This window comes from Vibrio sp. 1069 (assembly GCF_033340555.1).
Map to the genome: position 1 here is coordinate 8,656 of NZ_JAWOWP010000003.1, position 20,903 is coordinate 29,558.

Annotated in this window: 12 protein-coding genes and 2 pseudogenes; 3 read left to right on the top strand and 11 right to left on the bottom strand. The window is 45.0% G+C overall.

Annotated elements, in window-relative coordinates; genetic code table 11:
* Both R7040_RS06115 and R7040_RS06120 read left to right on the top strand, forming a co-directional pair.
* Positions 1 to 390: pseudogene (locus R7040_RS06115) on the top strand (hypothetical protein); the annotation flags it as partial.
* Between the two features lie 4 nt (positions 391 to 394).
* Positions 395 to 2,041, top strand: a complete 1,647-nt coding sequence (locus R7040_RS06120; RefSeq protein WP_213872621.1) for a BatD family protein — start codon at positions 395 to 397, stop codon at positions 2,039 to 2,041.
* Positions 2,042 to 2,166: 125 nt separating this feature from the next.
* On the opposite strand, the gene R7040_RS06125 is transcribed toward R7040_RS06120, so the two are convergent.
* The 5 genes from R7040_RS06125 to R7040_RS06145 form a co-directional block, all read right to left on the bottom strand.
* Positions 2,167 to 4,293, bottom strand: coding sequence for a GGDEF domain-containing protein (locus R7040_RS06125; protein WP_065275462.1), 2,127 nt, complete (start codon positions 4,291 to 4,293; stop codon positions 2,167 to 2,169).
* Positions 4,294 to 4,621: 328 nt separating this feature from the next.
* Positions 4,622 to 5,371, bottom strand: a complete 750-nt coding sequence (gene pstB, locus R7040_RS06130; RefSeq protein WP_005375156.1) for a phosphate ABC transporter ATP-binding protein PstB — start codon at positions 5,369 to 5,371, stop codon at positions 4,622 to 4,624.
* Positions 5,372 to 5,431: 60 nt separating this feature from the next.
* Positions 5,432 to 6,295, bottom strand: coding sequence for a phosphate ABC transporter permease PstA (gene pstA / locus R7040_RS06135; RefSeq protein ID WP_005383923.1), 864 nt, complete (start codon positions 6,293 to 6,295; stop codon positions 5,432 to 5,434).
* A gap of 22 nt (positions 6,296 to 6,317) precedes the next feature.
* The gene (gene pstC / locus R7040_RS06140; RefSeq protein ID WP_005375154.1) at positions 6,318 to 7,250 is read right to left on the bottom strand and encodes a phosphate ABC transporter permease subunit PstC; all 933 of its coding nucleotides are present in this window, start codon (positions 7,248 to 7,250) and stop codon (positions 6,318 to 6,320) included.
* 100 nt (positions 7,251 to 7,350) lie between these two features.
* Entirely contained in the window at positions 7,351 to 8,172 is an 822-nt protein-coding gene (locus R7040_RS06145; RefSeq protein ID WP_005375153.1) for a phosphate ABC transporter substrate-binding protein, read from the bottom strand.
* 331 nt (positions 8,173 to 8,503) lie between these two features.
* Here R7040_RS06145 and R7040_RS06150 point away from each other — a divergent pair.
* Positions 8,504 to 10,146 (top strand): annotated as a pseudogene (locus R7040_RS06150) (methyl-accepting chemotaxis protein).
* Positions 10,147 to 10,254: 108 nt separating this feature from the next.
* Here R7040_RS06150 and R7040_RS06155 read toward each other — a convergent pair.
* From R7040_RS06155 to R7040_RS06180, 6 genes are all read right to left on the bottom strand, one after another.
* The gene (locus R7040_RS06155) at positions 10,255 to 10,830 is read right to left on the bottom strand and encodes a DUF1566 domain-containing protein (protein WP_005375151.1); all 576 of its coding nucleotides are present in this window, start codon (positions 10,828 to 10,830) and stop codon (positions 10,255 to 10,257) included.
* A 1-nt stretch (position 10,831) separates the two neighbouring features.
* Positions 10,832 to 12,283 (bottom strand): DUF1566 domain-containing protein, encoded by a 1,452-nt coding sequence (locus R7040_RS06160; protein WP_171344174.1) that lies wholly within the window; start codon positions 12,281 to 12,283, stop codon positions 10,832 to 10,834.
* A 25-nt stretch (positions 12,284 to 12,308) separates the two neighbouring features.
* Positions 12,309 to 14,561 carry a proprotein convertase P-domain-containing protein gene (locus R7040_RS06165; RefSeq protein ID WP_186585114.1) on the bottom strand — a complete coding sequence of 751 codons (2,253 nt, stop codon included), beginning with the start codon at positions 14,559 to 14,561 and terminating at the stop codon, positions 12,309 to 12,311.
* 9 nt (positions 14,562 to 14,570) lie between these two features.
* Positions 14,571 to 16,712 carry a TonB-dependent hemoglobin/transferrin/lactoferrin family receptor gene (locus R7040_RS06170; RefSeq protein ID WP_186585112.1) on the bottom strand — a complete coding sequence of 714 codons (2,142 nt, stop codon included), beginning with the start codon at positions 16,710 to 16,712 and terminating at the stop codon, positions 14,571 to 14,573.
* Positions 16,713 to 18,710 (bottom strand): prolyl oligopeptidase family serine peptidase, encoded by a 1,998-nt coding sequence (locus R7040_RS06175; RefSeq protein ID WP_186585110.1) that lies wholly within the window; start codon positions 18,708 to 18,710, stop codon positions 16,713 to 16,715.
* 324 nt (positions 18,711 to 19,034) lie between these two features.
* Positions 19,035 to 20,378, bottom strand: a complete 1,344-nt coding sequence (locus tag R7040_RS06180; protein WP_031812859.1) for a DEAD/DEAH box helicase — start codon at positions 20,376 to 20,378, stop codon at positions 19,035 to 19,037.
* Positions 20,379 to 20,903 lie beyond the last annotated feature (525 nt).

Here is a 20,903-nt window from a genome sequence, read left to right on the forward strand (position 1 = left end):
CAACAGCAACAGCAACAGCAACAGCAACAGCAACAGCAACAGCAACAGCAACAGCAACAGCAACAGCAACAGCAACAGCAACAAAAGTCTCAAAACGAAGGGAAAGAAGCGCAAGGACAACAGTCACAAAATCAGCAAGATTCTGAAAATAAAGAAGAAAAACAAGAAACGGAACAACATCAACCGCAACGAGATGACAAGCAAGTGAAGGATCAAGGTGAACCAATACAGGCTAAAGCGCATCCCGAAAAAATGCATCAGGATGATCCTGAGTTCCGTCGACTAGAAGCAGTAGAAAGTGCTCGCGACCCAAGCTTTTTGATCCGTGCGCAAATGCAACTTCAAGCGCAACAAAAACAACCTCCACAACAATCTCAAAAGGAGTGGTAAGCCTGTGATGAACAAAGGCGTAAAACTGGTCTTTATTTTTGTGGCCAGCCTAATATCCAGTTTCTCGGTGATGGCACAGACACTTCAAGCTAGTGTGAATAAAACACAAGTAGCCAAGAATGAAGTGATTAACCTCAGAATCATTTCAGATACTGAGCTCAGCTCAGACTCAATCGACTTCAATGTTCTAGAGAAAGACTTCTTCTTGGGTCAACCTCGTTATGGCCGCTCTAGCAATAACATTAACGGAAGAAAATCAGTGCGTACCGAGTGGAGTATCTCAATTGCACCAATGAAAGAAGGTGTTCTGACTATTCCAAGTTTTTCCGCTGATGGCATGAAAACGGAGCCGATCAAACTACGTGTCAACGCGAGCCAAACAGACCCCAATCTTGATGATCTATTTAGCTTCAATATTACGGTCGACAACAGTACGCTCTACCCTCAGCAATCTGCAACATTACGTATACAACTTCTAATTAAAGCGGACACTCGACGCCTAGATAACCCACAAATAGTACCTCCGCAAATTGAAGGCATGAAGCTTGAGGCACTGGGTGGCTTACAGCAAAGACAGAAGATCTTAAATGGGTTAGAAGTAGCGGTCATAGAGCAGTCGTTTCGCCTAACGGCCAATCAACCAGGCACTTATACCTTGATAGGTCCTAAACTGACCGGTTCTTATATTTATGGCGACAGCTTGACGGGCTCAACCAAAATAATGCCTATCAACACCAAAGCGGAACGCATGCCAATCACGGTCAAACCGATTCCGAGCGAATTTAAAGGTGAATGGCTTCCTGCTTCAGCGTTAGAAATGACACAGAGCTGGCAAGACGATCAAGGTAATCTACTGTCGATTAACGCGATCAACACAGTAAAGCAAGGTTCTTCACTCACTCGAACCATTCAAGTTAAGGCTCGCGGTACACAAGCCGAATATCTGCCACGAGTCAATATTAGTTACCCGAGTTCACTGCGCGTGTATCCCGAACAACCTAAGTTCGATAGCGGAAGAGATGGCACCGTTACCATGACGGTGAAGCAAGTCATTATTCCTACAGAGGCCGGGAAATATACCTTACCAGGATACGACGTGAACTGGTGGGACAGTCAAAATGATGAAGCGAAGAAAACAACGTTACCAGAGCTAACATTAGACGTAGAGAAAAATGACACTGGGCTAATCACGTTGCCGGAATCGCCTCTTTCAGCGCCTTTAGTGCCAGCCCCTAGTCCTGAATCAAGCGGCGGTGTAAACAGTCTCTGGCGAACGTTAACCTTTGTTTTCTTAGGGCTTTGGATAATGACATTGGGAATCGCAATTTGGGCATGGAAAAAGCGGTCAATAACAGCGAGTGGAACGGTTTCAAATACTGAACAACCACTTTGCATCGACGCGCTAAAAAAAGTCATCGAAGAGGGCGATGCTGCGAAAATTGAACGCTCTGTAAATGAGTATTTAACCACTCATCAAGACAGGTTAAACCCTGGTGACGTACAAGTAATTAAGCAAGAGCTTAATGCCATGAATCAAGCGCGTTTTAGTGCTAACCAACAACCTTGGAGCCCTGATTCGCTGTTAGCGAAAATTCAAAACCTTGGCAAAGCAAACGTAACGAAAACCGACCACCAACTCGAAAAGCTATAAATAACTAGATAACAATGGCAGCTCTCATGAGCTGCCAATTCTCTTATCCGGCCAAATTTTGCTTTAGCGGTTTTATCTAGAGCACCAACCGCCGCTTCTTCCCTATCAAGTTGCTCTTATGAACATCACTTACTCAACAAAACTTGGGGCTCGTATTCGTATCGCCTTACACAATTTCGCCCATGATTCTTCGCTTGATAGAGTGCCTTATCCGACAACTGATATAAATGGTCGAAATTAAAGTCTTTGCCTTTCGCTTTATAACAGGAGTAACCGACTGAAACGGTAAGTAACTCCCCTTCTGGGTTATGTCGATGCTTTATCCCCTCGCCCTCGATGCACTGACGAATGCACTCTGCTCTCAGTCGAACCTCCTCTTGCTCAGAACCAATCATGAGCAATGCAAACTCCTCACCTCCGATACGGCAAAAAACTTCATCTTCACCTTTGGTATGATGATCCAAGATATAGCCAATTCGCATCAATGCGATATCGCCTTCGAGATGACCATAGTGATTATTGAATAAGCCAAAATGGTCAATATCAATCAGGATCAGGCCAAACGACATGTCGTCTTCACACTCTAGGGCACAATATTTTTGCATCACATGTTCTAACATGCGGCGATTACCAAGACGCGTCAAAGGATCGAGCTTAGAAAGTACCTCAAGCTGTCGATTGGCTTCCTCCAACTCTTTTGTTCGGTTCTGAACCTCCAGCTCTAAGTTTTCGTTTAATTCGCGAATCGCCTCTTGAGCTTGAGTACGTTGCAATACTTCAGCTAAGCTGGACGCGAACATACGAATCACTTCACGTAACTGAGAAGTTAACGGCGCACGTGTCAGCAAATTATCAACAGCGATAAAGGCGATAGGACCACTGCTATTTGAAGTCAATACCGTCATCGCAGCCCAACCAAAGCCAACAATATTACAGTCATGATAAATAGGCATTGATTCTTCAAATGCGACTTCGTTTGGCATTGAGCGAGCCAGATTTATAAGAGAGAAATCTTGGGTTTCGCCAAAGAAGTAAGATTCATCCACCACGTTACCTTGAATATCGGTACCCCACGTTCCTTGCATGTAAGAGCAATTTTCATCAGTTAAAAACACCGCCATTCGATCAATACCAAGATTTTTAATGGCGAAAGTGACGGCCGATTTGCATACTCCACTGACAGTAGTGCAACGTGATAACTCAACCATGCTTGAATGCAACATGCGTACGTTTTGTTCTTGGCGCTTACGAATGTAAATTTGAGAGAAGAGTGAACCAAACGAGTCCAACATCTGTTTTTGATATGCCGTTATCGGCTTACGATGAATAAAGTTATCTAGCGCGAACCACCCAAACGGTTCATTGCCATCGCGTAAAATCAACATCGCATTCCAGCCCTGCCCGATGACCTTGCCTGCTGTGTATATTGGCGCGTCTTCTACAATCACTAAGTTGCTCTCAAGGCTAGATAACGCGGTGATATACTCCTCGCTAAGTTGATGTAAATCGTATTGTGTGTGAAATTCATCAATCGTAATTCCTGACTCATCCGTGCCGTATGTACCACTGAAGCTGCGCTTTTTCATATCGAGAAGCATCAGTGTAGAGCGATCAAACCCAAGTCGTTCACGTAACGCTTCGACGGCTTTGTAGTACAAGTCCTTTAAAGAATCAGGATTAGAGATTTCGAGTGCAACTTGCTGAACTAACTTCATATTTTCGATAAAGCGCTCGCGTTGGCTAATCTCATCAACATATTGCGCTTCACGAATATCTCTGTGCCTGATCTCTTTCGAGGCATTTTTTTCGGCACGAATACATTGCCAACGCGCCGCTGCAAGCTGCATTGCGTCGTAACTTTCTTCATAGATATTATGTGCCGTGCGAGCATGAACAGATTGAATCAGTAGGTAGGTACGTTTGATAGGCGTGTTGTCGAGCATCATGATGTAACTATCACCACCTAAATCTCGGGTGTGATTCCAGTTACAAGTGTTGATCGCCAGAGGTATGATGCTTTCAGAGGTGTCAAACTGACTTGCCCACTCCCAGAATGTCTCAGGATAGTTTTGGGTTGGGTAAAGCTCTCCGCGAGAGAAGCTCATCGAATGACGAGGGTTAATTGAAGGATCTTCAAAAATAGCGAGGGCTTGAGGGGAGAACAGACTCTCTAAATGATCAAAGATTGCCTCCGCTAGCAACCGATGGTCCCTCGTTGAAGACACTTTTCTTGTAAAACTTCTTAAACTCACCCTACCAACCTAATCTACTTTTTTATCCTCGATAAAAAACTACTTAGGCCATGATATGCAATCAATACGTTCAAATTTGAGCTGTTAAGTCATTCGCAAAATTATCAGACTTAGTGTTACATTCGAGAGCTCTTCAGCACTTTTAAAGCCATGTTTCACATAAGTTACATACTTTATAAACTGGGGAGGAAAGTTGTACTTATTTACAAGATTTTTTGTGTTGGTAGGCGTTATAAGCCCACGACTTAAAAAGAAAAAGGCCCCTCATTAAGAGGGGCAAAGTTACCATCGCTTATAGTTATTTAGTTATGCTTGTAAATACGGTGGATTAACCGAAATCACCATTTACGTAGCCTTGAGTACGGTCGTCTTGAGGGTTGCTAAAGATCACTTGCGTATCGTTGTGCTCGACCAGTTCTCCCATTAGGAAAAACGCAGTGCGGTCAGAGATACGACGCGCCTGTTGCATTGAGTGAGTCACGATAACGATGGTGTAGTTCTTCTTTAGCTCTTCCATCAACTCTTCGATTTTGTGTGTCGCAATTGGGTCAAGTGCCGACGTTGGTTCATCCATCAGAATCACATCAGGCTCCATCGCGATTGTACGTGCAATACATAAACGTTGCTGCTGACCACCAGAAAGACCGAATGCGTGTGATTTAAGGCGATCTTTCACCTCATCCCAAAGTGCAGCACCGCGCAGCGAACGCTCTACCACTTCATCAATTGTCTTTTTGTCTTTGATACCTTGAGCACGTAAGCCGTAAGCCACGTTCTCGTAAATGCTCATCGGGAATGGGTTTGGCTTTTGGAATACCATGCCGACTTTGATGCGAAGGTCAGCAACATCAATGTTGCCGTAAATATCTTCGCCGTCCATCGCCAATTTACCTGTAATTTTCACGCCTTCGATTAGATCATTCATTCGGTTCAAACAGCGTAGAAGCGTTGATTTTCCGCAACCTGACGGGCCGATAAGTGCAGTTACTTGGCGAACTGGAATTGGTAAGTTGATCGATTTCAGTGCTTGGTTGTCACCGTAGAATAGGTCTAGGTTTTCAATATCAAATTTGTTCATTGTCTTAATCTCTTAATTCTCGAATTCGTGTCTTTTAACGTGCGTTCTTAATTAGTGTTGTTAGTAAGTTGCGGTGTTAAAACGTCTAGCAATCAGTTTCGTTACCATGTTGATCAAGAGAACAACTACGATAAGCACTGTTGCCGTACCGTAAGCCTGATTCCATTCTTCAACGGTAAACAGTTCGGTAGTCAGTTTGTATAGGTGAACGGTTAGCGTACGACCTGAATCCAATAAAGAATCCGGAATACGTGCAACCATACCTGCTGTCAGGAATACTGGAGCAGACTCACCAATGACACGACCAATACTTAGAATGACCGAGGTTAAGATACCTGGCATTGCGCTCGGAAGAATCAAACGCCAGATAGTGTAAATCTTAGAAGCACCGAGGCCATAAGAGCCTTCACGGTACGTTTGTGGTACTGCCATCAGCGCTTCTTCCGTCGTACGGATGATAACTGGCAGGATTAGGATACTTAGCGTCAATGCACCCGATAGAATCGAGAAGCCAAGGCCAAGAATCGCCACGAAGAAAGTCATACCAAACAGGCCGAAAATGATCGACGGGATACCCGCCAATGACTCGGTACAGAATCGGATGATTTTCACCAAACGACTGCCCACTTTCGCGTATTCGGTCAAGTAGATTGCCGTCATGATACCGAGTGGCGCTGCCACTGCGATAGAAGCGATAACCATGTAAATGGTCGCCACAATCATTGGGAAGATACCGTGCTCTTCACCTGTGCGCGTATAGTTATCAGTAATGAAGTTCCAATCTACGTGTTGTAGACCGTTTGATAGGATGTACCAGATAATCCAGAACAAAAAACCTACCGTTAGTGCTGCCGAGATCCAGACAAATGCGTTAAAGACATTATCTTTGAACTGGCGTGCTTTTTTCAGTTTTGCGCGATCCATAATAGTCACCTTTAACGAGCGATTACTTCGCTTTTTCTCGGTTTAGGTACAGTAGTACAGCGTTCAACGACATGATGAAGACCAGAAGTACTACACCTGTAGCGTAAAGTGCGTTCGCGTGAACACCACTTGCGTAAGACATTTCAATAGCGATGTTTGCAGTTAGTGTACGAGCCGAATCAAGGATGCCTTCTGGCATTGCCGGCGCGTTACCCATAACCATGATAATCGCCATGGTCTCACCCAACGCACGACCGATACCCAGTATCACACCTGTCATGATGCCTGAGCGAGCCGCTGGAACGAGCAACTTAAAGATGGTGTAGATTTTCGATGCGCCCAGTGCCAAAGAACCTTCTTTATAAGTACGAGGGACAGCGCGGATAGACGTTTCAGATACCGTAATTACCGTTGGTAGAATCATCACACCAAGAACAATGATACCGGCAAGGATAGTATTACCTGCAGGTACATCAAATACCTTCTGAATCAATGGAACGATAATAACCAGACCGAAGAAACCGTAGACCACTGAAGGAATACCGGCTAGCAGCTCAACCGCTGGACGGATGATGTCTGCTAATCGCTTTGGTGCGATTTCAGCGATAAAAATGGCGGTCAGAACACCAATTGGAACCCCAACAATGACAGCACCAGCCGTCGATACGATAGATGCCACAATCATGGTGGCGACACCGTAAAGCGCAGGTGGTAACCAGTTTTGTCCTAATACAATGCCCGATACGCCTGCTTCTTGGAATGCCGGAATACTCTCTCGAACGATGAAGTATGCAATAACGGCCAATGAAACAATGCCGATTACGGCACTCGTTAGGAACAAGCCGTGGAAGATGCGCTCTTTCCAGTCTACACGACGCTTCTCGCGTAGGCCTGACTTGCTGATAGCTCTAGCGTCAGTATTCATAAGCTTTTCACTATTTGTTGCGATGGTCATTTAAAAATCTCACGGTTCTGGGCAATGCCGTTGAACACAATGGATAGAAAAGGCTCAGCCCTAAACGTTGGGCTGAGCAAACTTTAGAGTCCCGATGGGATTAGTTAACTGAGATGTAACCTTTTTGGTCAACTAGCGCTTGCGCTTCGTCAGTTAGCATCCAGTCTAGGAATTTTTGCGTTTCTGTTGATGGCTTGCCTTCTTTGTAAAGAACAAGGAATGGACGCGCTACTTTGTAAGAACCGTTTTTAACGTTAGCTACCGTTGCATCAACGCCGTCGATTGCTAGCGCATTAACAGTGTTGTCTACAGTACCAAGAGAAATGTAGCCGATTGCGTATGGGTTAGATGCAACCATTGTTTTCAGTGCGCCGTTACCGTTTGCAACTTGAGCACGTTGAGAGATAGCTGATACCTTCTTACCAGAAATCTTCATTTTTAGAGACATGATGTCTTCAAATGCGCCACGAGTACCAGAAGCTGTGTCACGAGTAATGGCTACGATTGGCTTGTCTGCACCACCGACTTCTTTCCAGTTTGATACTTCACCTTTGTAGATTGCAGTCACTTGCTCGGCTGTTAGACCTGGCAGTTTGTTTTGTGGGTTAACAACCACTGCAATACCATCACGAGCAACCACTTCTTCGATTAGTGTTGATTCTTTTTCAGAATCTTTTAGATTACGAGAAGACATACCAAGGTCTGCTGAACCATTTTTCGCTGCTTTTACACCAGCTGAAGAACCAGGACCTTGAACTTCGATAAATACGTTAGGGTTCTTCTTCATGTACGTTTCAGAGAAAACTTCCATCAGTGGAGTTACGCTGCTAGAACCCACTGCAGAGATAGTTTCTTTAGCAGAAACAGGAGTCACTGCCATTGCGCCTAGAAGTGCGATTGCACCGATTACTGTCTTTTTCATCACAATTTCCTTAAGTGGCTTTATTGCCGTTGTGTTTCACTTGAACGGTGCTCACTTTAGAATTTGAATATGACAGTTGTGTTTCACTTAGTTGAACCCTCTATGACACGTTGTCATTTCTAACTATTAATTCCGCGACTTATCCCTCTCTCAATTTGAACGTAACGTTTTTATAACGTTGCCTCATGTTCAAGATGATAACCCCATCGATTTTGGTACATTTCATAACAATTAGATATGAGTAACTCATTGATTTGGCGAATGTAACAATTAAAATCGAAATGCTTATTTATAAAAAAGATAATAATCAAACCGATAGAGGGTCAATCTCATGCGTCAATTTCTTAGTACGCTTTCTATTAAACTTCAGGTTTTTCTGCCTGTTCTATTCACAGTTATATTACTCATCATTGGACTAAGTGTCGGAATCGGTAAACTCGATCAAGCATTCAATAAGGTTTCGGCTTCCACCCATAAGCTAATCATTCACAAAGAGGAACTTAGCGGCATCGTAGACAACACTTACGCCATGCGCATCAAAGCCATTTATAGTCTATTTAGAGCCGAAGATGTTCAGTCTCTCAACCAAGAGCTTTCTGAGCGACAAAACAAAAACCGCGATTTTCTTAACTCCATCGACAATCTCCCTGGCGTTCAAATGAAGTCAATGCTATGCGTAAGGCCATGAATCACTATGTTGATTTCACTCGCGTTACCATGACACCTCTGCTCACCACTAAACACTCTTCTGATTACACCACCTCTGATTTCAATCAAAAGTACGAATCTGCAATGGCTGAGTATCGATTAGCTGGCGAAGCGATGATCAACGCCATCGACAAACTATCTAAACAATTGAATCAAATCGTCACCGATGAAGTCGAAACGAATGGCGAACAACATTCAACCACGCTCACTTACAGCACCGTCTCGCTTGCGGTGATCTTGAGTGCTGCTTCACTTATTAGTTGGGTACTCGCCAGCTACATCGTTGCGCCGATTCGTAACCTTCAAGTAACGATGCAGGAAGTCGCGAAGGGAAACCTACTAGTTAAGGCCGAAGCCATCGGGAAAAACGAAGTGTCTCAGCTGGCTCGAGATGTAAACCAGACCATAGAAAAACTGCGTGAAACTGTAAGCGCATTGGTTCGCATTAGTGAAGATGTGGCATCAGCATCAACCGAGTTAGCAACTGTTATGACTCAAAGCAGCGTCAACTCGGATCAAGAAAAGCAAGAAGTTGAGCAAGTAGCCTCGGCGATCAATCAGCTAGAGTCGACCGCAGCTGAAGTATCGACCAATGCACAAGAAGCCGATAGTGCATCAAATCAAGCACGTACGTTAACCTCACAAAGTATAAGCATGTTTGGGGAAAGCACTCGCGCAAGTGAAAAGATGGCGGAACAACTTAACGAAGCCGCTGCCGTCGTGACTTCACTAAAAGATCAATCAGAACACATTGGTCGCGTGATCGAAGTGATTGAAGGTATTTCTGAGCAAACGAATCTACTTGCACTGAATGCAGCGATTGAAGCTGCACGGGCGGGCGAAAGTGGCAGAGGCTTTGCGGTAGTGGCCGATGAAGTACGTATGCTGGCAGCGCGAACTCAGGAGTCCACCAAAGAGATCCAAACCATTATAGAAGAGCTACAGCAACAATCTGGTCACGCAAATGAAAGTATGCATTCCAGCTTAGCCATGTTGTCAGACAACCAAGCTCTTACACAAGAAGTTAGCCAATCACTTGCTAATATCAGTAATGCTATCGCCGATCTGAACTCAATCAACACTCAAGTTGCGACCGCATCAGAAGAGCAGAAACAGGTTACGGCTGATATCAACAACAACTTAACGAACATCTATGAACTAGTGAGCCAGAACGTCACTGGTATCACTCAATCCGCCGCGGCAGCGCAAGAGTTGTCTGGTTTAGCAGAAAATCAAAAACATCAACTTAAGCAGTTCCAAGTTTAAATACTCTGCTCAACACGATAAGTTCCAAAGGTTAGAAAAGAAAAAGCTCCGCACTGGCGGAGCCTATCATAAAGGCAAAGCTATCAACCCTTATTAACGTAATAATTATTATTCATCTGTCACTAACAAGAGAGAGCTTTTGAAACTTGAGTTTAACGGATCTCTATTGAAAACCTCACCATTAGTCGTATCAAAAGTTGCAACATGCTTACCGTCGCCATTAGGTGTGTTGCTCCAGACATAACGCCCTAGAACATCATCTCCATCTTTCAGACTATAGCCGCTAGCAAACCCTGTACTATTTATGGCTGGGCTGTGGCAAGCTCGCTCAGTTAGAGATACTAGCTCTTTGATATTTGCTAGTCGCCAATTTTTTTTGTCAGCAAAATTGTGAAGAGGATGGTTGCCGTCCTTATTACGAATTTGTTTGGCTGTGGAGAGAGCGAGTTGCCATGACATTGTAGATCGCGTCCCCTGGCATTCTTGGTTTCCTACATTCCATGTCATACCAACTGGACAGCGCATCCATGTTAGACCTGTTTTCAGGTCAGTTACGGTACCGCTCTCAGAATATGTATAACGCGTGTTAGGTGCCGTTTTAGCAAAGTCAGTAGAACACTCTTGTGCAGCTATTGCAGTTTGAGAAGCCAAAGTAAGAGATAGTACAGTTATTAATTTCTTCATCTTATTGCCCCTTAACTGCGACTAGACGGATTGGGAATTGGTAAGAATCATCGGCACCCGCACTTGTGTTGCTTGATCGAATCTCGACGTATGAAATAGTGCCTCTATCTTTGCCCCGGGAGACAATCGCAGGGAAATAAATCTCGCCATCAATAAGTTGTGATGATGCATTCGTAAACTTAAAATCGCTATGCCAAAATGCACCATATCCTAAATAAGGGCTACCTATGGTTTGCTGTGGAAAGTATTTAACATTAAAACCATAGACGTTGTATTTTGCATATTCATCGTTCGGAGCAAACAGTGTTTGTTCACCAAAGTCTAGTAAGTCATAAGTCTCACGGTAAGTAGGCAAGCGCCAACCAGTGATTCCACATAACGATTGTTTGTTTATGTACTGAACATATTGGCTAGTGGTACAAACTTCATCACCAGCGTCTTTACAACCTGCAAGCTCTACATCTTTGCTAAATGGCTTAAATGTTTCAGACTCAAACGCAAATAGGCGATCTTTAAATTGAACTGAGCTCGCATCCGCACTTTTGTTTTCCCAAACAAGACCAGTACGCTCGTCCATAGTACAAGCCCACTCAGTCGCATCTGCAGCTAAAGCTGCACCTTGTGAATCTAGCTTAACGAACTTAAAGCCAGCGCCTGTCGACGTTTGCTTGTCCTCTTTGTCGAAGCCGTATTCTGCATCTTGACCAGGGTAAGACGCTTGAACCTCAGCAACGTCTGCTGCTCCTTCAGCAAAATAAAGAACGGCGCCCGTATCGTTACTACCAACCGTTTGTTCAGCAACCGCTACAATTTCTTCAGCAAATGCACTTACTTCCGCTTCAGACAGAAGATCAGAGGCCAACGATTTACCTTGAAAGCTAAGATTTTGAGCAAGCAGCGCTACGCCTTTGATCATTTGCTTTGGTTGCATCGCAGCTAATAGCACAACCGTGTTTTGCTCTAGCTTGTCTAGCTCGCTAGCTTCTGCGTTAGACATCACCGTACCAGAAAGAGAAACGCCGGCATCGGCGAGTTGCGCTTTCACAATCTCTTCAGCTTGAGCAACGGTTTTACCGTCAATTACAAGACCCGCGAGCAACGTTGTTACACCATTGACCGTGTTACCCGTTGCTAAATTTTGACCCGGAGCCGCAAGACGCAACGTTTGGTTTGAACCTTGATCAACTTGAGCAAGAATGGTGCTGGTTAGTACGTTTTTGTCGCTTGAAGTCAGGCTAAATTTACCGGCATTATCCGTTTTAGCACTCGGTTCAGTGGAATCACAAACGTAGTTTTGGTTTAAATCGATACATACTGGCGTATCAAGAAGTGTACCTGCAGAAACGATGGTGCCAGCTACATCATAGGTCGGTGCCGACGTGTCACCACCAGAACCTCCGCCACAGCCAGCAAGGGCTAGTGACATAGCAACGAAAGAATATTGAAACTTCATAGATTTTATCTTCTTTTGATTTTAATTAACGAGAGCGAATCACTCTCACCATTGAAAGCAGGACAAGTCCTAACAAGGTCCAAGGCGAACCACTGCCACCTGAATCACCGCCACTGCTTTCTTTAGTGGTATCAGCACTACACTGATACTGAGCAAAGTGACTCACACCCCACTCTTTCAACACCCCAGAATTCCCTGACACGCGGTCAGACACTTCGAGACGCCAAGTACCCCAACTCGGTTGACCGACAAGTGCTCGTAACTCCTCGTCATACTGAGCGGTGAAGTAACCTTTAAATCCTTTGGTATTGCTTGATTGATGACTAAGTAGCACGACCGATTTGCCTTGTGGAGACACAAGCGTCACTTGCAGATCCTGCAGTGAGTCATGTTCGATGTTCAGGTAAACCGCAAACGAATCATCAATCGTGAGTGACTTGTCCGATAGCGTCTGAGAGAACAGCCTGTCGCCCTGCTCTGGCAAAGCGGAATTCACTGATTGAGGCTGGATATCAAGCTCTGGCGTACCATTAACCAGCATCACCTGTTCACTCCACTGGTGAGTCTTTAAACCTTCTGCAAATTGGTAATCCAATGAAATAGAGGAATCGAATTGCGTGCCACACGTCAGACCGCTTGGTAACCCCACCTTCATAGAGGTCGAATCAGAAAGCGTTTCATCAAAGTCGAAAACGGATGCGTTGTTTAGCTGCCATTGCCCTTTGATGCTCGCTTCGCGGCCAGTTTGGCTCAGACTCACACCAACGTCTTCACCTTGTCCGATGTATCGAGCGTCATAGCGAACACGAAGAGGGGCTTTAAGTAAGTTGTGTTTGTTGAAGCTGTCCGTCAGGAATTGGGCGTAATCTTTATTTGGGAACAAGGTGTTTGCGGCAAACACGGTCGATTCCGCCAGATCATGCATTTTCACGCCACGACCAATGCCGTACATGCCTTCAAGTACAATGGCGTCAAACTCACGGAACACGTTATCGGTATCATCACCGTATCGTTCAACCGATGCTTTAAGCGCTTGAAACAGTGGCGTTGACCATAGCTCGTCGCCTAGTTCACCACCTACGCTAACGTGCGCTGGATACTCTGAGCCCTCGAAGTAACGCGCTCTTTGGTTCCATAAGCTACGAGTTGTTTTGCGTGTTCCGAACACACCGTCCCAGTTGAACACCGTATCTAACTCGAATTCTTGACCACGACGCGAAGCATCCAAATATTGAGTGCGGTAGCTCGCGCTGCCTGCCCAGTAATCAGCAAAACCTTCTGCGATAGCACCAGTGTGACCGTACGCCCAATCCGGTACGATTTGGTAATGAATGCCATGCCCAAGTTCGTGTATCACTACATCAGCATCGACTGCATCCGGAGAAACACCACCGACACCCAGCATGAGTGCTTTCGGACCGTAATAGTAAGTAGAGTTATCTTTTGATAAACCGCGAGCATCAAAACGAAGCGGTTCGTCAAACAAGTCGTAAATCAGGCTTGTCAGATATTGGATCGAGCTATCAAGATGATAAAAAGCCATCAACTGTGGGAACGCATTGTCACCAAACTCGGTGCTTTGCATCTCATCAACACTGTCAAATGCTTGAACCCCTTCTGCGCTGAGGAAGTCCAACGTATCGAGTACAGGCGCTTCACCAGGTGCAGGGGCTGCAAATAAACCCGTCGCATCCACTTGCTTTAATCTTGGGTTAGAGAGGTAGAACTTACCGCCGGACTTTAAAACCTCGATCGACTTGGTGACGTACTCGATCGGCTGAGGGTAATCGGACAGTGCTGACCACGTCGATTCTGGTGCCGCTTGCTGTTGCATGGTGCGAAGATCTGGGTTGAATAAAGAAACCTCAACATTAACCAGACTTCCAGAGCTCAAAGCAGGTGGCTCTTGTGCTTGCAGTTGGCGAGGTGATTCCAATTCCATTGCAACCGTTGGTTTACCGTTGCGAATGATCGTATCTTCAAGGCTCTTAAACACTCGCACAACGTGATGATTTTTATCGGTTGTTACTACGAGGGTGCGCTGTGCTTGATATTCACCGTTTACCCAAACATCAAAATTGTAATGCTCACCAAGCTGAGACTGGGTTTTGTAACGGAACTTAAACTCGCCAGCTTCTGAGTAGTGGCTGTCTAGATAAGTTTTCGCTTGCGCTTCATTCGTTACCACAGAGTCCGTTGCGGGATAATCCCACTCTGCAGCCTGCGCCGCAGGGGTACAAGCAATAAGCAGCGAAAACGCCAATGGTTTTAGCTTCATGATTTCGTCCTAGAATTCGTATTTTGCAGTCAGCGTGAAGTAGCGCCCAGGCTCAGTTGAGTAACGCTTACTTTCCTCAGCGATACCCGCTACGTCTTGGTATCGGATGTACTCTTTGTCGAACAGGTTGACGATATTTGCGCTAACACGAAGGTCTTTGGAAACGTAGTAAGTTGCGCCAAGATCAAACGTATTCCACGCGCTTGTCTGCGCACACTCTGTCGCTAGACCAAGTGTGGTCTGGCATTTAGGAACGCGATCCATGGCAGCGGCCCAGTTCCAAGCCACGTAAGCGTTGAAGTCTTGGTTGGCGTATTTCAGTTGAGCATTACCTTCGAATGGCGTAATGCTTCGAACGTATTCGCCTTCCGCGTCTTTGCCATCTACGTAGCCAAACTTAGTGCTGATGTCCCATTGTTTGGTGAGCGCGTACCCCGCAGAAAGCTCTGCGCCATAAGTCTCTACGCCATCAAGGTTTTGGTACTGTTTGATGTAATTACCAGTGCTTGAGTCAAAGCCTGTGGTCACAACATCGATGAAGTTTTCAAACTTGTTGTAGAACACAGACGCATAGACATGCGCACGACCGTTATCGAACTTGTTACCAATTTCAAATGAGTCGGAAGTTTCAGCTTCTAGATCCATGTTTGGTGCAATTACAAACGGCGTGAGCGGCACAAAGTCGTGGCTTACGAAGCCATACGCTTTATCGTATTCCGGAGCACGGTAACCATGGTTATAAGATACATAAGCAATGTTGTTGGCAAACATTTCACGAGAAACCGACAGGCTTGGAGATACCTCTGAGCTATCCATGTCTTTTAATGGGAAGCCGCCCACTTCACCCGCACCGTCTGGCGTGAGACGGTGCGCATCAAAGCGTAGGCCACCTGTGATGGTCCATTTATCCAGTTCCACCATGTCTCGAACGTACAAACCAATGTTATAAGCACGAGCAGGAGCGAAAGGTTGTTTGGTCGAAGGTGTTACTCCGTTCCAATCAATCTTGGAGTCGCTATCTGTGCGTTCGTAATAGTCAGTAGAAAGCTCGACACCGTAAGCCAATTGGTGCTCAGCATTTGCTGCATAAATCGTATTAGTGAAATCGCCACGGAAGCCAATTGTTTCGTCAATGAAGGTTTTGTGTTCCAGCTCGCGACGCTTGGTGATCAAACCATTGTGATCCACTTGGCGCATTAAACGGTTGGTGTCTTCCACCACTTCGGTGTGACGCCAGTAAACTTTGGTATCCAACTCTTCGAACCAAGTTGGATTAATCGGAGTCACCTCTGCACCAATATAAGCGCTGTACTCTTCTGTGGTTTCATCCTCAGCAAAGTCTTCAATATGCCAGATGCCATCAGGTTGAATGGACGGTGAACCCTCCAAACGCTCTTGATTCTGGGTGTAGAGTTCCGCTTTGGCTTTCAACATCACCTCTTCATTGAAAAAGTGGTTGATCGTATAAGCACCGCTGTAACCATCTAGGTCGCGGTTATACAAATCTTCATCAAAGTTACGTGTCTCTTGCCCCTGCCAGTATGAAACGTTAAACAAACTCTCTGTATCACCGGAACGAAAAGCTAGATTACTCGTGCCTTTGTACTTGTTGCTGATATCGGTGTAAGTACCGGAAACATCGGTGTAGAAGTCTTTGTCTTTTAAGAAATCACCCGGCTGACTGGATTCTAAAATCACCACACCGCCGATCGCGCCAGAGCCATGCACCGAAGAACTTGCCCCTTTAATGATTTGCAGCGATTCAAAATTGGATAAATCAAAAGTATCTCTCCCAACTGCATCATTAATGTCATTCGCACCGAAGCCATCCGCAGAACGAATGCCATCACGAACGATCATAATGCGGTTACCCGTCATACCACGGATGGTAATGTTTTGCGGACGTCCTGCACCGCCCGTCACACTTACACCAGGTTCGTTACGCAGCACGTCATATAGCTCGGTCTCGCCTCTTTCTTCGATTTGCTCGTTTGTGATAACCGCGACACTACCTGCCACTTTTGACAATGGCTGATCGATTTTATTGGCGGTTACCACCACCTCTTCCATTGAGAAAACCTTAGATTCGGCGTGCACTTGACTGGCAGCAAGTACCGAAAGTACTGCCGCTGACACTGGGGTAAGCTTCATTTACTGCTCCGCTTTAGATGTTTTAATGAGTGATAGTAGAAATGCGTATTCTTTTGCTTGTTGTTCTTGCGCTTGTCGTGGGTCCATTTGGTGGCCCGAATTAAAATCAGTTTGCAACAAGTACGGCCCGTTGTGCTCACTTAACGCTGAAACTTTAGCCAGATACTTTGCGCCTTCCCAATATGGCACGCGCTGATCAATTAAACCGACTTGAACCAACATGGGTGGGTAAGCGTTTTTATGGATATTGAGAATCGGATCGTACGCCTTCATTAACGCCAATTGTTCAGGTTTGGTTGGGTTACCCCATTCGCCATACTGCTGTGTGGTAAGCGGAAGTGAGGTATCCGACATACTTGCAACCACATCAACAAAAGGCACTTTAAGTACGACACCTGAAAACAATTTAGGATCTTGATTAACCGCTCCGGCCACCAACGTACCACCAGCACTAGAACCGATGGCGAAAACCTCTCTATTGCCACGTTCGAATGTTTGCAGCGCCTTCGCGGCCGCGACAAAATCACCAATAGAATTGGCTTTTCGCACACCACGGCCTTGCTCGTGCCATTCATCGCCAAAGTACCCACCGCCACGGACATGGGCGATAGCGTAAATCACACCTTGGTCGAGTAAACTGATAACCTGAGGCATAAAGTACGGTTTCATCGTAAAACCATACGCGCCGTAACCGTAAATCATCACAGGAGATTGTGGGTGCAATTTGTCTTTGCGATACGCCAAAGAGACCGGGACAGAAACGCCGTCGTGCTTAATAAAAATACGTTGGGATACATAACGCTGACTATCAAAGTCTTGGTAAGCATCTTGAGAGTACAAGGATTTATTCAGCGTTTTTACATCGAACTCTTCCCACTGAGGAGGCGTAGTCATCGACATGCTTCGGATACGAATTTTGTTTGATTCAAAATCGCCCAATGTGCTTAGCCAAGCGACATTACCATCGTGTTCCAATGGCAGTATCACTTTTTCCTGCCCTTGGTAAGAATACACCGTCAATGTCGACAAGTTGTTTGGCTTACTAAGTGCCACAACTCCTGCATCATAAAGGTAGAACTGTTCAAGCGGCTCACGAGGATTGGTAAAGCGTTGCCATGTTGCGCCAAGCGGTGCGAGTTCGGCTTGGTAAAGGGCGAACTTTCCTTCCAGGTTGCTTTTAAGATAAATATAACCTTTCGCCACATCCGCGTAATATTCCACACCCACTTCAGGCTTTCGCAATGAATCTGAGACAGTGCCCGTTTCTAGGTCGACAAGCTTCTGCTCTGTTGTTGACTCGTTGTTGCTTTGCAGCACAGCATAACGGCTATCTGCCGCACGATAGAAAGAAAGTAACCAATCTGACTTGGGTTCATTCCATAGGACTGTTTTTGCCAAAGATTCAGTGGAGATACGTAAGATCTGATGAGGTCGCTGGGTGCGCTTTTCTTTTGCAACGAGGAATGCCACTTTCCCGTTAGGTGACAACAATACGCCACTATCGACGTGCGTCGCCAGTTCCGTAGATTGACCGGAGAGTAAATCAACAACCACAGCACGATATTGTTCGCTGCCGTCGATATCTTCCGTGAAAAGGAGCGTGTCACCATTCACTTGCCATTGACCAAGTTGGTAGTACTGATGCGCAGATTGTCGTTCATCGAAATCGAACACCACGTTTTCTGGTGCATGTTGACTCGCACGGGATAATAGTAAGTAACGACCATCGCGACGCATTAGCGTCCACTCTCTTCCACTCACGATCGACCATGGCTTATCACCTTTGTCTGCCACCATGGTATCCCACTGCGTTAGTAGGTTTTTTGTCAACGTCTGATAACTTTTTTGGTGCTGTTCAGTTTTGTGGTTTTGTTCTGTTAGGTAGGTAAGAACTCGCTCATCTTTACGAGCATCATCTCGAAGCCAGTTGAAATCATCAGCAGCAAAGCCAGAACTAGAGGTAATTATGAGCCCTAAAAAAACATGAGTAAATTTCATATAGAGAGCGAATTCATTTATAGGATTAATACAATGGCGCGTATTCTGCCCTTAAATAAAAATGAGATCAATTATCATTTTCATGATCATGTGAGATTTTTATCTAGTGTGTGAGGAAAAACGTTTGCTTTGACCGAGGTTATAAAACTTAATAACTTCCTAAATTAGCGTTCTATGCTGTTTATATACAACCAGACGGATATAAAAGCTGACTAACGAGTGAGTATGGAAAGACGCTATTTCACCTAGCGACAGACATAAAAAATCCGAGTGCGAACACTCGGATTTTTAAGAACTAAAATCAATGGGAAACTACAGCAGCTTTTACTCTTCAGAGCTCGGTGCCGCTGGTTTTTTCTTAGGGATGAAGACATCATCACCCACAGATACGTTTTTGTAGAAGCTCTTGTCACGCTTAGCTGGTTTTTTCGCCGATTTTTTCGCTTGAGGGCGAGCTTTCTTTGCGGTCGCTTTCTTATTGCGGAAATCTGGTTTAGGTGGCTTAAGGCCTTTAAACTTACCTTTCAAATCTTCGAACAATGAAAACTCAAGATCTTGTTGTAGGTATGCTTCTACACGTTTAAAGCTATCCCAGTCTTTTGGACCAACAAGAGAGATTGCATCCCCTTTGTTTCCTGCACGACCAGTACGACCAACTCGGTGTACGTATTCTTCGGTATGCTTTGGCATATCGAAGTTGATGACGTGTGTCACAGTTGCAATATCCAAACCGCGGGAAGCAACATCAGTCGTTACAAGGATCTTAAATACTGCGCGCTCAAACTGACTCATAATGGTGTTACGTTGAGTCTGGTTCAAGTTACCACTTAGTGCTACAGCCTTCAGTTTCTTTTCGTTCAGCTTTTCTGTTAGTCGCTCAGTATCATCACGCGTTGCCGTAAAGATAATAACTTGACGGTATTCAGCCTCAGAAAGAACACGATCTAAAATTGCCTCTTTATGATCTAGGTGATCACACAAGTAAAATTTTTGCGTGATATCTTTATGCTCTTCGTTAGAAACGCCGATAGCAATTCGCTTTGGCGCATTGAGCATTTCAGCCGCGATTTCATTGACGTCTGCATGATCTAATGTCGCAGAGAACATCAACGTTTGACGACGACGATGCTTGGCTGCTTTATGAATGCGACGAAGCTCTGGTGCAAAACCCAAATCCAACATGCGGTCTGCTTCGTCAAGAATCAGCGTTTCCAAACCATCCAGATAAAGCGAACGATGATCTAAGTGATCAGCCAAACGTCCTGGTGTCGCCACGATAAATTTCGGGTAACGACGCAGAGCTTTTACTTGATCGTTAAAGTTCTCACCACCCAAAATCAGTGCTGCTTCATAAGATAGGCCAGCTAGCATAGAACGAAGCTCACCATATACTTGTTTCGCTAGCTCACGAGTAGGAGCAAGGATTACCGCGCGAGGGTCTTTCGCAGAAAACGATTTTGTCTTTAAAGACTTATGAAGCATTGGCAATACAAACGCCAAAGTCTTGCCCGAACCTGTTTTCGAAGATGCCAATAGATCCTTGCCTGCAATCGCAACAGGAATCGCCTGCTGCTGAATGTCAGTCGCTTTTTTAAAATCGTAGTGTTTTAGGTTCTTCAACAATCGGTTGTCTAGGCCTAGATCTTTAAATTGCAAAGTATTCTCCAATAAATCAGTCAGCGTCTGAGCGCTCTGTAGTGTCGTTTCCGCTCTAACGCAGCAAAAAAATAAAGCTCGGTATAATACCGCAAATCATAGGAGTATAGATAGAGATCACACAAACTAATTCCCTGTGGTAACGGTAAAACATCATTTGTGGCTCAGTTCAGAGTAAAGACTAGCCTTTTTGATGAGCAGCTGGACAGGAAGTTTAGAGAAAAGCCGTTCAAATATGCCTTCTATCCATCAACAAAACGACTTAAATAGCAGTTATTTGGGCCAATAAACTTTCATTTGTGTCAATATCGTCTAAATTATTGATATCAGGAACGTGGCAAATACACCTGCTATGAAAACTGTTGTGAGAACGAAATAAAGGATAGGTAGTTAAACTTTGTTAAGTTCAGGTAAAAGTTGACGTCAGGTACTCCATGAAATTCTTGGGTTTTTTTGACTTTTGCTACATCATGTACTGATAAAATGTAACCACATTTAACCTCGCTACTGTATAAAATAATAGTTAGTAGCGAGACT

Excerpts from the sequence above, each read along its gene's own strand:
- pstB (WP_005375156.1), bottom strand. The coding sequence starts at position 5,371 with ATGAACAAATTTGATATTGAAAACCTAGACCTATTCTACGGTGACAAC.
- pstA (WP_005383923.1), bottom strand. The coding sequence starts at position 6,295 with ATGGATCGCGCAAAACTGAAAAAAGCACGCCAGTTCAAAGATAATGTC.
- pstC (WP_005375154.1), bottom strand. The coding sequence starts at position 7,250 with ATGACCATCGCAACAAATAGTGAAAAGCTTATGAATACTGACGCTAGA.
- R7040_RS06145 (WP_005375153.1), bottom strand. The coding sequence starts at position 8,172 with ATGAAAAAGACAGTAATCGGTGCAATCGCACTTCTAGGCGCAATGGCA.
- R7040_RS06155 (WP_005375151.1), bottom strand. The coding sequence starts at position 10,830 with ATGAAGAAATTAATAACTGTACTATCTCTTACTTTGGCTTCTCAAACT.
- R7040_RS06160 (WP_171344174.1), bottom strand. The coding sequence starts at position 12,283 with ATGAAGTTTCAATATTCTTTCGTTGCTATGTCACTAGCCCTTGCTGGC.
- R7040_RS06165 (WP_186585114.1), bottom strand. The coding sequence starts at position 14,561 with ATGAAGCTAAAACCATTGGCGTTTTCGCTGCTTATTGCTTGTACCCCT.
- R7040_RS06170 (WP_186585112.1), bottom strand. The coding sequence starts at position 16,712 with ATGAAGCTTACCCCAGTGTCAGCGGCAGTACTTTCGGTACTTGCTGCC.
- R7040_RS06175 (WP_186585110.1), bottom strand. The coding sequence starts at position 18,710 with ATGAAATTTACTCATGTTTTTTTAGGGCTCATAATTACCTCTAGTTCT.